The sequence below is a fragment of the Streptomyces sp. bgisy159 genome (genome assembly GCF_057707805.1).
The window spans coordinates 1-15,431 of record NZ_JBYIQX010000013.1; the positions used below are offsets into that span (position 1 = coordinate 1).

11 protein-coding genes are annotated in these 15,431 nt (G+C 73.1%); 4 read left to right on the forward strand and 7 right to left on the reverse strand.

Annotation, left to right across the window (positions count from 1 at the left end; translation table 11 throughout):
* A partial coding sequence (locus AC3ET3_RS15125) for a type I polyketide synthase (protein WP_435612300.1) occupies nt 1-3,775 on the reverse strand: 3,775 nt, incomplete at its 3' end.
* Nucleotides 3,776-4,134: 359 nt separating this feature from the next.
* On the opposite strand from AC3ET3_RS15125, the gene AC3ET3_RS15130 reads away from it, so the two are divergent.
* The 4 genes from AC3ET3_RS15130 (at nt 4,135) to AC3ET3_RS15145 (ending at nt 8,026) form a co-directional block, all read left to right on the forward strand.
* Nucleotides 4,135-5,511, forward strand: a complete 1,377-nt coding sequence (locus AC3ET3_RS15130; protein WP_435612301.1) for an NDP-hexose 2,3-dehydratase family protein — start codon at nt 4,135-4,137, stop codon at nt 5,509-5,511.
* Nucleotides 5,508-6,506 carry a Gfo/Idh/MocA family protein gene (locus AC3ET3_RS15135; protein ID WP_435612302.1) on the forward strand — a complete coding sequence of 333 codons (999 nt, stop codon included), beginning with the start codon at nt 5,508-5,510 and terminating at the stop codon, nt 6,504-6,506. The genes AC3ET3_RS15130 and AC3ET3_RS15135 overlap by 4 nt, the downstream gene beginning before the upstream one ends.
* Nucleotides 6,507-6,606: 100 nt before the next feature.
* On the forward strand, nt 6,607-7,227 hold the full coding sequence (locus AC3ET3_RS15140; protein ID WP_432136529.1) for a TetR/AcrR family transcriptional regulator: 621 nt from the start codon (nt 6,607-6,609) through the stop codon (nt 7,225-7,227).
* Between the two features lie 46 nt (nt 7,228-7,273).
* Nucleotides 7,274-8,026: a VC0807 family protein gene (locus AC3ET3_RS15145; RefSeq protein ID WP_432136528.1), complete on the forward strand. Its 753-nt coding sequence runs from the start codon at nt 7,274-7,276 to the stop codon at nt 8,024-8,026.
* 137 nt (nt 8,027-8,163) lie between these two features.
* Here AC3ET3_RS15145 and AC3ET3_RS15150 read toward each other — a convergent pair whose 3' ends face one another.
* The 6 genes from AC3ET3_RS15150 to AC3ET3_RS15175 form a co-directional block, all read right to left on the reverse strand.
* Nucleotides 8,164-8,928, reverse strand: a complete 765-nt coding sequence (locus AC3ET3_RS15150; RefSeq protein ID WP_432136527.1) for a class I SAM-dependent methyltransferase — start codon at nt 8,926-8,928, stop codon at nt 8,164-8,166.
* A 92-nt stretch (nt 8,929-9,020) separates the two neighbouring features.
* Entirely contained in the window at nt 9,021-10,235 is a 1,215-nt protein-coding gene (locus AC3ET3_RS15155; RefSeq protein ID WP_435612303.1) for an aminotransferase class V-fold PLP-dependent enzyme, read from the reverse strand.
* 6 nt (nt 10,236-10,241) lie between these two features.
* Entirely contained in the window at nt 10,242-11,561 is a 1,320-nt protein-coding gene (locus AC3ET3_RS15160) for a pyridoxal-phosphate dependent enzyme (protein WP_435612304.1), read from the reverse strand.
* Nucleotides 11,558-13,069, reverse strand: a complete 1,512-nt coding sequence (locus AC3ET3_RS15165) for a Y4yA family PLP-dependent enzyme (protein WP_432136524.1) — start codon at nt 13,067-13,069, stop codon at nt 11,558-11,560. The genes AC3ET3_RS15160 and AC3ET3_RS15165 overlap by 4 nt, the downstream gene beginning before the upstream one ends.
* A gap of 367 nt (nt 13,070-13,436) precedes the next feature.
* Nucleotides 13,437-13,910 carry a hemerythrin domain-containing protein gene (locus AC3ET3_RS15170; protein ID WP_432136523.1) on the reverse strand — a complete coding sequence of 158 codons (474 nt, stop codon included), beginning with the start codon at nt 13,908-13,910 and terminating at the stop codon, nt 13,437-13,439.
* An 18-nt stretch (nt 13,911-13,928) separates the two neighbouring features.
* Complete coding sequence (locus AC3ET3_RS15175) at nt 13,929-15,170, reverse strand: MFS transporter (protein ID WP_432136522.1); 1,242 nt, start codon at nt 15,168-15,170, stop codon at nt 13,929-13,931.
* Nucleotides 15,171-15,431 lie beyond the last annotated feature (261 nt).

A 15,431-nucleotide genomic window follows, 5' to 3' on the forward strand; every position in this document is an offset into this window, starting at 1 on the left:
CCCAGTTGGTGCCGTCCGCGTCGGCGGAGAAGGGCTTGCAGCGGCCGTCCGCGGCCAGTCCCCGCTGGCGGCCGAACTCGACGAACATGCCCGGTCCGGACATCACGGTGGCGCCGGCCGCGACGGCCAGCGAGCATTCGCCGGAGCGCAGGGCGCGGACGGCGAGATGCAGAGCGACCAGGGACGAGGAACAGGCCGTGTCCACCGTCACCGCGGGGCCCTCCAGCCCCAGCGCATAGGCGATGCGCCCGGACGCCACACTCACCGTCGTGCCGGTGAGGAGGTGCCCCTCGACGTCTTCTTCCGCTTCGTGCAGGCGGGGTCCGTACTCGGGTGCGGTGGCGCCGACGAAGACGCCGGTGGCGCCGGCGTGCAGGCTGTGCGGGTCGATCCCCGCCCGTTCGATGGTCTCCCAGGTGGTCTCCAGCAGCAGTCGCTGCTGCGGGTCCATCGCGGTCGCCTCACGCGGCGAGATGCCGAAGAAAGCCGCGTCGAACTCGGCGGCGTCGTGCAGGAATCCGCCTTCGCGGACGTAGGTGGTGCCGGTCCGGGCGGGGTCGGCGTCGTAGAGGGCGTCGAGGTCCCAGCCCCGGTCGGTGGGGAACGCGGAGACCGCGTCGGCCCCCTCGCCGACCAGGCGCCACAGGTCGTCCGGAGTACGCACCCCGCCGGGGAAGCGGCAGCCCATCGACACGATGGCGATCGGTTCGTCGCCGGGGCCGCGGCGGGTGAGGGGGGCGGCGTCGGTGGCGGCGGGCGCGGTGAGGTGGGCGGCGAGGCGTCGGGGCGTCGGATACTCGTAGACGGCTGTGGCGGGGAGTCGGGCGCCGGAGAGCGTGTTGATCCGGTCGCGCAGTTCGACGGCGGTGACGGAGTCGGCGCCGAGTTCCTTGAAGGTCCGCTCCGGGTCGACCCGAGTGGGGCCGTCGTAGCCGAGGACGACCGCGGTGGACTCGCGGACCAGGAGAAGGGCACGCTCGTGGTCGAGCACGGCGTCGGCCGCGCCGGTGGCGGCAGGGACGGTTCCGGTGGGGGCGGTTCCGGTGGGCGCGTCGGCGGCCGGTGCGGCGGGGGTGACTGCCGTGTCCGCCGGTGTGTGCCCGCCGGTGCCGGTGATCCAATGGCGGCGCCGCTGGAACGCGTAGGTGGGCAGGGAGACCCGGCGGGGGGCGAGATCCGCGAAGGCGGGGGTCCAGTCGACGTCGGCGCCCCTGGTCCACAGGGCTCCCAGCGAGGTCTGGAAGCGGGCGGGGCCGCCCTCGCCGCGGCGCAGGGTTCCGGTGACGACGGCATGCCGGGCGCCCGCGGTGGACTCGACGGTCTCCTGTACCGGGCCGGTGAGCACGGGGTGCGGGCTGACCTCGACGAAGGCGCCGTGGCCGGCGCGGGTGAGGGCGCGGACGGCCGGTTCGAGGAGCACCGGGTTGCGGAGGTTGTCGTACCAGTACCGGGCGTCGGTGTCCGGGCCGTCGATCCAGTCGCCGGTGACGGTGGACAGGAAGGGCATGTCGGGCCGGCGCGGGACGATGGTGGCGAGGCGGCGGAGCATGTCGTCGCGGACGGGTTCGACGTGCGGTGAGTGGGAGGCGTAGTCGATGCCGACGCGGCGGGCGCGGACGTTCTCGTGTTCGGCGGTGGCGAGGATGTCGGTGACGGTCTCGATACCGGCGGACACGACGGTGGAGGCGGGGCCGTTGAGGGCGGCGACGGTGACGCGGTCGCCCCAGCGCGCGACGAAGCGGCGCGCCTCGTGTTCGGCGAGGGCGAGCGAGACCATGCCGCTGCGGCCTTCCAGCGGGACGAGAATCCTGCTGCGCAGGGCGACGACCAGGGCGGCGTCCTCCAGGTCGAGGGCACCGGCGACGCAGGCGGCGGCGATCTCGCCCTGGGAGTGTCCGACGACGGCGGCGGGACGGACGCCGTGCGACTGCCAGAGGGCGGCCAGGGAGACCATGACGGCCCACAGCACGGGCTGTACGACGTCGGAGCGGTCCAGGGGCGGGGCGTCCGGGTCTCCGCGCAGCACGGCGGAGAGGTTCCAGTCGACGTGGGGGGCGAGGGCCTCACCGCATTCGGCGAGGCGGGCGGCGAAGACGGGCGCGGTGGCGAGGAGTTCGGCTGCCATGCCGGCCCACTGGCTGCCCTGGCCGGGGAAGACGAACACGGGCCGGTGGATGTCTCCGGTGACCGGGCCGCCCGGAACGGCGGTGGCGAGGCCGCCGAGCAGGGTGGCACTGTCTGCTCCCACGACCAGGGCGCGGTGTGCGAGCGGGGTGCGGGTGGTGAGCAGGGACCACGCGGTGTCGACGGGATCGGCGTCGGTGGCGCGGACGTGCGCGGCGAGGCGGTCGGCCTGGGCGCGGAGTGCGTCGGGATCGGCGGCGGACAGCAGCCAGGGCACGGTGTCGGGGGCGGTCCGGCGCTCCTGCCGCGGATGCCTGTCGGCGGCGGGGGGCTCTTCGAGGACGAGGTGGGCGTTGGTGCCGCCCATGCCGAAGGAGGAGACGCCGGCGCGTAGCGGGGTGCCCGGGATGTCCGGGGTCCACGCGGTGGTCTCGTGCTGGACGCGCAGTCCGAGGCCGTCGAGGTCGATGGCGGGGTTGGGTTCCCGGTGGTCGAGGCTGGGCACCAGCCGGCGGTGGGAGAGGCACAGCACGGTCTTGAGGAGCCCGGCGATGCCGGCGGCCCCTTCGAGGTGGCCGATGTTGGTCTTCACGGAGCCGACGGCGAGCGGGGTGCGGCGGCCCTCGGCGGTGCCGAGGACGGCGCCGAGGGCCGTGGCCTCGACCGGGTCGCCGACGCGGGTGCCGGTGCCGTGGAGCTCGACGTAGCCGATGTCGGCCGGGGCGAGACCGGCGCGCTGGACGGCGGCGCGCAGGACGGCCGCCTGGGCGTCGGCGTCCGGGGTGGTGATGCTCGTGCCGGTACCGTCGTTGTTGAGGGCGCCGCCGCGGATCACGGCGTGGATGTGGTCGCCGTCGGCGAGGGCGCGGGACAGCGGCTTGAGCACGACGAGACCGCCGCCCTCGCCCCGCACGTAGCCGTTGGCGCGGGCGTCGAAGGTGTGGCAGGCGCCGTCCGGGGAGAGGGCGCCGAACCCGGCGGCCGCCAGGGAGCTTTCGGGGCTCAGGTTGAGGTGGACGCCGCCGGCGAGGGCGAGTTCGCAGTCGCCGGCGCGCAGGCTGTCGCAGGCCAGCTGTACGGCGGTGAGGGAGGAGGACTGGGCGCTGTCGACGGTCATGCTGGGGCCGCGGGTGCCGAGCGCGTAGGACAGCCGGTTGGCGATGAGGGAGCGGTTGAGGCCGGTCAGGGTGTGGTGTCCCGGACCCTGTCCGGCGGCACGGACGACGTCGGCGTAGTCGCAGGTGTCCGCGCCGAGGAAGACCGCGGTGGCGCGCGGGACGTCGGCGACGGGGATGCCCGCGTGTTCCAGGGCCTCCCAGCCGAGTTCCAGGGCGAGTCGGGCCTGCGGGTCCATGGCGTCGGCCTCGCGGGGCGAGATGCCGAAGAACGCGGCGTCGAAGTCGGCGGGGGCGGTGATGTAGCCGCCGCGCAGGGGTGCGGTGCCGCCGTGCGGGGTGGGCCAGCCGGCGGCGGGTACGCCCGTGCGGCGGTCCTCGGGGAGGTCGGTGACGGCGCTGCGGCCCTCGGTGAGCAGGTCCCAGTAGGCGGCCGGGTCGTCGGCCCCCGGGAGCCGGCACGCGAGGCCGACCACGGCCACGGGCTCATGGCCCGGGGCGCTGTTCCGGACGTCGGTGGGCACCGGCTCGTTCATCGATGGCACTCCAGATACCGAGGGCGGGAGGGAGGGGAGCGATGCACACGTTCGCACGCGGGCGGGAGCCGTCCGGCGCTCCGATGAAACGCTCTAGGGGAATCTCTAGGCACGTCGTGGCCTTGGGCGGCGACGTCGGCCGGGACGCCGTTTCGTGGTCCGGCGGGGAGCGGCGGCGGATCGTAGTCAGCGGGAGGAGCGTCCGCAAGGGGTGGTGATCTAGGCGAATGCCGGAACTCGAGCGGGCACCCTGGGAGGGCGGCGATCGGCTGTGCGTCCTTCCGCGCGGTGTGCCTGTGGGGCACCGGTCCGGTGAAGCGTGTGCGATGCCGCGTTCCCGACTCGAGAAGGGCGGATCCATGACTCCGACGACCGCGCTCGCGTCGTCGCGCGGCGAGGAGGCCGGCACGCCGGCGGCGCTGGCCGTGTCGGCGGCGGCCGACGGCGGTGTGCTGAGCGACGCGGAGGTCGCCGCATGGCTGGAGGACCGGCGCCGCGCCCAGCACCAGCGGGTGGAGCGGGTGCCGTTCGCCGAGCTGGACGGCTGGCGGTTCGAGGAGGGCAGCGGCGACCTGCGCCATGCGAGCGGCGGCTTCTTCGCGGTGCACGGGCTGCGGGTCCGCTCGGACTTCGGCCCGGTGCCCGCGTGGGAGCAGCCCGTCATCGACCAGCGGGAGATCGGGATCCTGGGCATCGCCGTGCGGGACTTCGACGGCGTCCCGCACCTGCTCATGCAGGCGAAGTCGGAGCCGGGAAACGTGAACGGGATGCAGGTGTCCCCGACCGTGCAGGCGACGCGGAGCAACTACATGCGGTTGCACGGGGGTTCGGCGGTGAAGTACCTGGACTGTTTTCGCCGGCCCGCACCGGGCTCGGTGGTGGCGGACGTGCTGCAGTCGGAGCAGGGATCCTGGTTCCTCGGCAAGCGGAACCGGAACATGATCGTGCGGGTGGGTCCCGAGGTGGAGGCCGACGAGGACTTCGCCTGGCTGACTTTGCGTCAGGTGAACGCGCTGCTGCGGCAGGACAACGTCGTGAACATGGATGCGCGTACCGTGCTGTCCTGCCTGCCGGACTGGCGGGAGGACGTCACCGGACCGGCCGCGTCTGCGCACACGGACACCGAGATCCGCAGCTGGATCACCCGGCGCCGCGCCGAGCACGAGGTGAGGGTGACGCCGATCGGGCTCGCGGAGACCAGGGACTGGGACCGTGACCCCTACCGCGTGTCCCATGTGAGCGGGCGCCACTTCAGCGTCGTGGCCGTCGACGTCGTCTCCGGGCGGCGCGAGGTGGCGGCGTGGTCCCAGCCGCTGGTCGAGCCGCACGGCACGGGCACGGCGGCGTTGTTCCTCCGGCGGGTGAACGGCATACCGCACGTGCTGCTGCGGGCACGCGCGGAGGCCGGGTTCCTGTCCGTGGTCGAGCTCGGCCCGACGGTGCAGTGCACCGAGGAGAACTACGCGGACCTGCCGCCCGCCGCGCTGCCGCCGTATCTGGACGAGGTGCGCGGGCGACGCGACTCGGCCGTGTACGACGTGCTGCTGTCGGAGGAGGGCGGTCGGTTCCTCAACGCCCAGAGCCGCTACATGATCATCGAGGTCGACGGCGACATCCCCCTGCTCTCAGACGAGTTCCGCTGGGTGTCGCTGCGTCAGGTCGACGAGCTGCTGCGCTACGGCCACCATCTGAACGTGCAGGCCCGCACCCTGATCGCCGCGACGAGGTCGCTGTGACGGCGCCCGCGGCACGGCCGCTGCGTCTGGGAGCGATCGGTACGTCGTCGATCGCCTGGCGGCGGGTGCTGCCGACGGTGACACGGATGCCGCAGTGGGATCTGGTGGCGGTGGCCGGGCGCACGGCGAAGAAGGCGGCCCTGTTCGCCGAGCACTTCGAGTGCGCGGCCGAGGACGACGCCGAATCGCTGCTGGCCCGGCCCGACATCGACGCGGTGTACGTGTCGACCCCGACGGCCCTGCACCACGCGTGGGCCGAACGGGCGCTGCGCGCGGGCAAGCATGTGCTGGTGGAGAAGCCGATCGGGACCACTGCCGAGGAGGCGCGCTCCCTGTGCGCCCTGGCGGCGGAGCGGGGCCTGACGCTGCGGGAGAACTTCATGTTCCTGCACCATCCGCAGCATGCGAGGGTGCGTGAACTGGTCGACGGGGGCCGGCTGGGGCGGCCGGCCGCCTTCCGGGCCGCGTTCTGCATACCGCCGCTGCCCGACGAGGACATTCGCTACGACGCCCGCCTCGGCGGTGGTGCGCTGCTCGACGTGGGGGTGTACCCGCTGCGGGCCGCAGCGCTGCTGCTCGGGCCGGGTCTCGAGGTGGCCGGCGCGACCCTGCGCACCCGGGCCCGGGACGGGCTCGACCTGTCGGGGCAGGTGTTGCTCGTCTCCCCGTCGGGAGTGCTGGCCGAGCTGGCCTTCGGCTTCGAGCACGCCTACGCGTCGGTGTACACGGTGTGGGGCGACCGGGGGCGGCTGACGGTGACGCGTGCCTTCACCCCGCCGCCCGCCCACCAGCCGTTGCTGATCCTGGAGGAACAGGACCGCGAGGAGCGGCTCACTCTTCCCGCGGCGGACCAACTGATGTTGTTGTTGGAGGAGTTCGCCGCGTCCGTGCGCACGGGTGGAGAGGCCGCCACCGGGCCGCACGCCGCGGACGTCGCCACGATGGAACTGGTGGACGCGATCCGCACCACGGCACGACGGGTCGAGGTGTGCTGACAGACAAGGAGCCGCGAGGTGAACGGGCACGGATCTCCACGTGGCCACGGACTTTCGGACTTTAGGAAAATCCCGATCACGATCCGGCTAATCTGAGGCCATGATGGCCAGGACAGCCAATCCGAACAACCGGACTTTCACGCAGAATGCACGGCGGGCACAGATAGTTCAGGCGGCTATCGAGACACTCGCCGAATCCGGATACGCGAAGACGTCGTTCACGAGAATCTCCCGACAGGCCCAACTGAGCAGTACCGGGATGATCTCGTACCACTTCTCCGGTAAACCCGAGCTGTTCGCGGAAGTCGCCAACACCATCGTCGAGAAGGCCGAAACAATAGCGGGCGCACGCATGGGTGACGAGCACACCTATCGCGGCAAGCTCAGTGCGTACATCGCGTCGAGTTTTGAATTCGTAGCCCGCTATCCGGTGCACACACAGGCCTTGACGGAGATCACCAGAATGGTCCGGGACCAGCGGATCACCGGACTGGAGAGCCTGGAGCACGGCATCATGTCGGTGGAGCGGCTCGTCTCTCTGCTCGAACAGGGCCACAAGGCGGGTGAGTTCGCCAGCTTCGACTGTTTCACCATGGCTCTGGCCGTGCGCGGCGCCATCGACAGCGTTCTGGGCCACCACCTGTGCCACATGGCGTTGGACCTCGATCGGTGCTCCCGCGAGCTGGCCGACCTGTTCGATCGCTGCACCCAGTCCGCGTAGTACCGGCATCGCAAGCCGTCGGTCCATCACCCCGGGAGCACACCGCATGACCTCCCCCACCCCCGGCTCCGAGCCCACGGCACCCTCTCCGGTGCACCCCACGACGACTCCCCCCACCACGCCCGCGCCCCCCTCGCGCTGGGGGTTCGTGATCACCGTCGTCTGCGACATCGTGCTGCCCGTCGGGCTCTACTACGGGCTCCGCGCGGCCGGAGCGAGCGAGATGACGGCCTTGCTGCTCAGCGGATCCGCGCCCGCGCTGCACACGCTGCACACCGCTGTGCGCCACCGCAGACTGGACTCCATCGGCGTCTTCACGCTCGCCCTGCTGGTGGTGAGCGCGCTGGCCTCATTGCTGACCTCGGATCCCCGCATCGCCCTGGCCCGCAACGGTCTGTTCACCGCCCTGGCCGGCGTCTGGCTGCTGATCACCCTGTTCACCGCGCGCCCCTTCACCTACCAGGCACTGCGCACGCTGATGCCCGGGCGGTCGGCGAAACTGGAGCGACTGTGGGAGTCGGACGCCGTATTCCGCCGTGTGTGGCGCGTCCTGACCATGGTGTGGGCCGTCGGGCTGCTGTGCGACGCGCTCCTGCGGGTGGTCATGGCGTACAACCTCCCCGTGGACACCGTCCCGGCGCTGGACGGCGTCCTGTACGCGGTCTCCTGGATCCTCCTCCAGGTGATCACGCAGATCATCCTGTTCCGGTCGAACACCCTGACCAAGATCCTCGGCGAGCGCGGGCCGCGACGACGCCCCTTCGCCCCGGCCGCCCAGCAGCCGGAAGCGGGCGACTGACCCCTCCCCCGCCCGGCGCCCCTCGTGACCTGAGCGGCGCAAGGACCGGCATCGGTTCGGCACTGCTGTGGTGAAGTCCCGCCGCGTCGGATCACCATGGACGGGCGGCCGGGTTCCGTGGAGGCGGCGCGGGGGTGTCAACGCACGGCGACCAGGACCGCGCTGTCGCCGTACTGCCACACCGCGCCGGCGTGGCCGAAGCCCGCCCGGCGCAGCAGGTCCACATGGCCGGGCAGGGACAGCCGTACGGCGCTGTCGGTGCCGGTGGCGGACTGCCGGTGGCGGCGCTCGGCGAGCAGGTCGGCGCATTCGGGGTCGTCGGCGACGGCCGACCACCAGGCGTTCCAGTCCTCGTGCGCCTGGGTCCGCTGCCGTTGGGCGCGGCGGGTGCCGACGGCCGTGGTCAGCTCGGCCAGCGCGGGGTCACCGGGCGGGAAGTGGTCGCCGTTGACGAGGACGCCGCCGGGGCGCAGCAGTGCGGCGAGCTGCCGGTAGGTGCGGAGCAGGGCGGGGGGTTCGAGGTAGTGCAGGGCGGTCGTGGAGACGGCCGCGTCCAGCGGGCGGTCCAGGAACAGGGCGCGGGTCCAGCCGTCGGCGCCGATGACGGTGTCGACGTAGCGGGCGGCGTCGGCGTGGTGGGTGCGGGCGAGTTCGAGCAGCAGCGGGTCGCAGTCGACGGCGACGATGTCGGCCGCGGGGAGCCGGCGTGCCAGCCGGGCCGCGAGCGAGCCGGGGCCGCAGCCGAGGTCGACCACCAGGGGGCGGCCGGGGCGGCCGGCGGTGGTGTGTTCGACGAGGTCGGCGATGACCGTGAAGCGGTCCTCACGGTCGACGGCGTAGTGCCGCTGCTGGTTCTCCCACCGTTCCACCCATTTCTCCGCCGTCGCCAGACTGAGCCCCATGCGGTCGTGCCACCTCGTCGTCGCTCTCCGGTGTCTGTCGGCCCGAGAGCTTACAGGTGGAAACGGTTTCCATTACGGGTTTTGGGCCGGTGTCACCCGAGGTCGGCAAGGACGGTCAGCAGCCGGTCGATCTCCTCCACGGTGTTGTACAGATGCGCGCTCACCCGGACCGACGCGTCGAGCTCGCCCTCGCCGCCCTGGCAGTGGTGGTCGGAGCGGACCATGAAGCCGCGGTCGTACAGCACGAAGCCGAGGTCCCCGGAGGGGATGTCGCGGTGGCGGAAGGTGACGATGCCCTGGCGCCGCTGGACCGGTGAGTCCGCGGCCAGACTGGCCCGGCAGCCGATGACCTCGTAGGCGTCCAGCCGGCGCAGTCCGTCGGTGAGCCGGGCCGCCAGGGCGGTGGTCCAGCGGGCGACGCGGTCGGTGCCCGCGCCGTCCAGCCAGTCCAGGGCGGCTGCCAGGGACACGATCCCCACGGTGTTCGGGGTGCCCTGCCAGCCGCCGGGGGCGAACCCGGGCCCGCGTTCCTGACGTGCCCAGACGGCGCCGGAGCCGGGCAGGGCAAGGCACTTGTGGCCGGAGAAGACGACGAAGTCGACGTCCAGCTCGGCCACGGACACCGGCATGTGCCCGATGCTCTGGGCGGCGTCCAGGCAGATCACCGCGTCCGGGCCGACGGCCCGGCGGACCCGGTGGATGTTCATGTCGGCGCCGTAGACGTGGTGGACGTGGGTGACGGCGACGAACCGGGTGCGTGGACCGGCGAGTTCGGCGAGGGCGTGGTGGTCGTAGTCGCCGGAGGAGCGCTGGTACGGCATCGGCAGGACGTGGATGCGGGTGCCCTGGCGGGCGAGGTGCCGCTGGACCTCCAGCCAGGGTTCGATGTTGGCCCGGTGGTCGGCGTGCGGGACGACGATCTCGTCCCCGTCGCAGAGCAGCGCGGGCAGCCAGTCGCGGGCGACGGTGCGCAGTCCCTCGGTGGTGCCGCCGGTGAAGTGCACGGCGGACCGCTGCGGGGCGGGGTCGCGCAGGAAGCCCCGGACCCGGTCACGGGCCTGCTCGACGAGGGCCGTGGTGCGGTTGGCCCACGGGTAGGTGCCGCGGCCGGCGTTGGCATTGGTGGTGGTGAGGTAGGTCCGCACGGCGTCGAGGACCGCGCGGGGCTTCTGCGCGGTGGCGGCGCTGTCCAGGTAGGCGAGGTCGGGGTGGGCGGTGAGGATGGGGAACTGGGCGCGCAGGCCGGCCTGCCAGTCGGTGAGGTCCCACAGGTCGTCGCGGTGCCGGGGGCCGCCGGGTGCGGTCACGGCGGTTCAGTCCCGCACCAGGGGCGCGCCCGCGTCCCGCCAGGCGACGATGCCGCCGGCCAGGCTGCGCACGTCGGGGTGGCCCATGCGGGTCAGCAGGGCGGCGTAGCGGGCGGACTTCTCGCCGACCGGGCAGGCGAGCAGGACGGGGCGGCTGCGGCTGAACGGCAGGCCGCCGTGCAGGATCTCCTCGAAGATCTCGTCGACGATGTTGACCGATCCGTCGATGTGGAGGGCCGCGTAGGCGAAGGGGCTGCGCAGGTCGACGACGAGCGGGGCGCCGGTGGCGATCCACTCCTGGGCGGCCGGCACGTCGACGGTCGGCGCGATGCGGATCTCGGCATCCGGCACGTCGGCCGGTGAGTTGCGGCGGCGGGGCCGGCCGAACAGGTCCGGGCGCCGGCGGCGGACGTAGCTGAGGTAGCTCTCGACGCGGTCGCACACGATGAAGACGGCGGACTGCCGTTCCGTCAGTTCGGCGTCGATTTCCCGGAGTCGGCGCACGGCACCGAAGTAGGCCGCGCCGCCGGTCGGTCCGGCGAGGATGCCGCAGCGCCGGTTCAGGGTGAGCATGCCCTCGATGGCGTCGTCGGCGCCGACCGCCTCGATCGTCTCGTAGGTGCCGGGGTCGAACAGCCCCACCTCGTGGGCCTCGTCGATGGTGCGGATGCCCGGGATGAAGTCGGACTTGGCGGCGACCAGTCCGACGACCCGGACGCCGGGCTGGTGTTCGCGCAGGGCGCGGGCCACACCGGTGGAGGATCCGGCGGTGCCGACGCAGGCGATGAACCAGTCCGGTGCCCGGCCGTCGAGGTCCTTGACGATCTCCGGGCCGGTGCCGGTGAGGTGGGCTTCGGTGTTGCGCGGGTTGAAGTACTGGTCGGTGTGCACGTAGGTGCTGCCCGGCTCGGACAGGGTGCGGTGGAAGAGGGTCAGCGGGTCGTCGGCGGCCGTGGGGTCGAGGCACTCGCTCTGACCGGGGAGTTCCTCGATCTCCGCACCGAGCAACAGCAGCAGGTCCTTGATCTCGGGGACGCGCATGCGGTTGGTGACGCTCTTGAAGGTCAGTCCGTGCATGCCGGCGAGGACGGCCAGGGCCTTGGCGGTGTTGCCGCTGGACAGTTCGACGACCTGGCCGCCGGGGCCGGCGGCGGACTCCAGGTGGGGGCGGGCCATGTGCCAGGCGGCCCGGTCCTTGACCGACCCGAAGGGGTTGAGCAGTTCCAGCTTGGCGTACAGGTCGATGTGGCGCAGGCCGTGGACGGCCGGGTCGATGCGGACCAACGGGGTGTTGCCGATGGCGTCGGTGATGCTGTCGTACCTCACTGCGCTCCTCCCACGGAGGCGGTCGGCCAGTAGCGGTCGTCCAGGCACCAGCGCCACGCGCCGCCCTGCTGCCAGGCGGCGACCTTGCGGGCGACGGGCCGGCGCTGGGCGTGGGTGGCGTGGAAGTCCATGCAGTAGCCGGCGGTGTTGACGAAGGCCAGCAGGTCGCCCGGGCGGGGGCGGCGCGGCAGGAAGACCGTCCGGCGGGTGATGAGGTCGCTCTCCAGGCAGAGGCCGCCGACGAGCCGGACGGCGACCGGCCCTTCGTCGTCGCGCTCGGGGTGCCGCGGGACGAGGACCGGGTCCATGAGCACCCCGTGCTCCTCCAGGGCCACGTCGTGGCCGGTCGCCGCGAGCCGGACGAGGAGTTCCCCGCCCGCCTCCTGGGCCTCCGCCTCGACGACCCGGGTGAGGGTGAGTCCGCACTGGTCCAGGAGGGCGCGGCCGGGCTCGACGTGGAGGTCGTAGAGGTGTTCCAGGAGCAGGGAGGCGAGCGGACGGCCGTCGAAGGCGGGGGCGGGCTGTGCGAGGAGTTCGTCGAGGTAGCGGGGTCCGGCGACGGGCCGGTGAGCGGGATAGAGGCCGAGGGATCCGCGCAGGGTGCCGGACTCGTTGCGCAGGCCGTAGCCGTGGCCGTCGCGGGTCAGCGGCGGTCGGGTGCCGAGGACGGCGGCGGTGAGTTCGGAGGTGTAGCGCTCCCACTGTCCGCCGTCGGCCAGGTAGTCGACGCCGAATCCGCCGCCGATGTCCACGGCGGTCGGTCGCAGGCCGCGACCGCGGCACTCCTCCAGCACGGTCAGGCACCCCTCCAGCGCCGTCGCCTTCTCGGCGAGCCCGGTGGTGTCCAGGTGGTAGGCGACGCCGGTGAGATCGAGGGTGTCTGCGTGGTGCTCGACGGCGTCCAGCAGGGACCCGACCTCAGGCACCGGGGTGCCGAAACGGCTGGGCCTGCTCAGCACGCGCACCCCCCGCGTCTCGAAGCCGGACAGGCGCGGCATGATCCGGACCCGGGGCAGCGCGTGGGCGCGGACCAGGCGGGCGAGCCGGTCCAGTTCGCCGCGACCGTCGACGACGACGGTGACGGACGTACGGGCGGCCAGCCACAGGAAGTCCGGGTCCTTCGGCCCGGTCGCGGTGATCCGGTCGGGAGTGAATCCGGCGCCGAGGGCGTGCTGCAGTTCGCCGAGCGAGGCCACGTCCACACCGGCGTCGGTGGCGGCCAGGCGGCGCAGCAGCGCGCTGGACCGGTTGGCCTTGTGGGCGAAGTGGACCTGGCCGGACAGGTGGTGGCCGGCGTACACCGTCCGGAAGCGCGCCAGGTTGTCCGCGACGCGGTCGGGCAGGACCACGTTGAGCGGGGATCCGAGGGCGTCGGTGAGGGTGTGCAGGAGGGTGCCGCAGTCAAGGAGCGAGCGCAGCGGCCCGTCCGTCCGTGGTTCGAGATACAAGGGCTGCCCGCCGATGTCCGACCCCTCCCCCACCTGTGTCGGGCCCGACCTCGCGGGCACGGCGGAGCGCTCCCCACGCTTCGCCGTATAACGCTCTTCCCACCCTCCGGGCGGTTTATCCCGGCCCCGACCGGGCTGTCCTGATCTCCTCGGTGGGGCGCGGGACGGCTCATCGGTGCGCGGACGGCGGTGCCGTGGGCCGGGACGGTGGGCCGGGACGGTGTGGTGGGCGGGCGTCGCCGCAGCTGGTGGTTTCCCGGTGCGGGAGGCGCTGGGCGCACCGTCGGTCGGAGACACCTAGGTCGGCGGCACATGGTCGCAAGGCGCCGGGACAGAACGGGCGGTGCGCCGGGGCACGGGTAGTGCGGCAGGGACGGCGGTGCGGCAGGAACCCGGGCCGGCGCGGACGGGGGCCCTGGCTCGTGGGTCAGGGTGAGGACGCCGGCTGGCGGGTCGCCGTTCGGGCGCGCACCGCTTCCACGGCCTCCCACTGTTCCGGGGCGAGAAGGGCGAGGGCGGCCGGGAAGACGCCGTCCTGTTCCTTGAGGATGTGGGCGCGCAGGAGGTCGAGTGCGCCGATCAGGCGGTCCGGCCAGGTGGGGTCGGTCAGGAAGGGGCCGTTGGCCTCGGCCAGCACCGTGTCGATGCGGCGGTGCTCGTCCTCCAAGGCCGCGATCTGCTCGGGGAACTCGTCGGCGAGCGCAGGGAAGAGTCCGTGTTCCTCGACCTCGGTGTGGGGGGCCAGGACGGTGGCGATGGCGCGGGCCAGCTCCGCCATCCGGGCCACCGCGCCGTCGCGCCGGGCGTCCCGGACGTGGCTGATGAGTGTGACGACGCGGTCGTGCTCCCGGGTCAGTTCGTCGACGGCCGTGAGCGCCTGGCAGCCGCAATACTCGCACATGGGTGATGTCCTCCGGCCTCAGAGCTGTGCCGCGACGCGGCGGGCCACCGCACGGCGCACGCCGGTGCGGGTGAACGTCAGCGCGGCGCCGGCCACCAGCCCGAGCAGCACCAGCCCGATCGCGTAGGAGCCGTACGCGCCGTACACCGACCCCATCAGCAGGGGCGGTACGAAGCCGCCGAGGCCGCCCGCCGCGCCCACGACGCCGGTGACCGAGCCGACCATGTTCGCCGGGGACAGCAGGGCCACGAGGGCGAAGACGGCGCCGCTGCCCGCGCCGAGCGCGGCCGCCATGGCCAGGAAGGTGATCGTGCCGACCGGCGCGAGGGGCGGGCCGAAGGACTGGGCGAGGGCTCCGGCGAGCACCACGGCCATGGAGCCGGCCAGCACCCGGACCGGCCCGACGCGGTCCGACAGCCAACCGCCGACCGGGCGCATGGCCACCGCGAGGATCACGAAGCCGGCCATGCGGTCGGCCGCGTCGGCCTGGGTGAGGCCGTAGTCGGTCTTGAGGTAGGTCGGCAGGTACACGGAGAAGGCGACGTAGCCGCCGAAGGCGACGGCGTAGAGGGCGGACGCCTGCCAGGTGATGCCGAGTCGGAGGGTCGCGGCCAGCCGGTGGGTGAGGGGCTCGGTGGGGACCGTACGGCCGGGCGCGTCGCGCAGGACGACCGCGGCGACCACGGCGTACGCGGCGAGGACGGCCGCGGTGAGCAGGAAGGGGTCGGCCATGCCGTGGGCGTCGACCAGCTTCACCGTCGTCAGGGCGCTGATCGCGGTGCCGCCCATGCCGGCGCCGAAGACGCCGATGGCGAGGCCGCGGCGGGCCGGCGGGAACCAGGCGCTGACGAAGGGGACGCCGACGGCGAACGCGGTGCCGGCGACGCCGAGGAAGAAGCCGCCCATCAGGAGCGCGGCCAGCGAGTCGTGTCCGGCGAGGCCCAGGTAGAGCACGGGGACGATGGTGGCGCCGGAGACCAGTGGGAACATCACCCGCCCGCCGAAGCGGTCGGTGAGGGCGCCGACCGGGACGCGGCCCAGTGAGCCGACCACGACCGGCACGGCGACCAGCAGCGACTGCTGGAACGAGGTCAGGTCCAGGGTGTCCTTGAACCGGGGGCCGAGCGGGCTGAGCAGCGCCCAGGCCCAGAAGTTGAGGGCGAATCCCAGTGTGGCGAGCGTCAGCATCAGCCAGGGCCGACCGGGGCGGAACGGTTCTGCCGATGGTGCCTCGCCGGGTTTCGTCGACGGCTGGTCCATGCCACCCGGTCCTTTCCGGTGAAGGGGCGGCGCCGGTGGTCAGGGCCGGGCCGCGGGCCCTGGGCGCGGGATGCGCGCCGGGGCCCGATGCCACTATCCGTCGCCGACGACCACCTGGTGGTGGGGCCGACGGTCCTCCGCCCCCGGTCCGGCGGTCCCCGGTCCTGGGGGCCGCAGCAGGGCGGAGGGTCCCCTTCCGACCCGATCTCCGGGGAGGTCGCGGGTCGGTCAGCCGGGGTTACGGGCGGGTGGTGGGCGGCC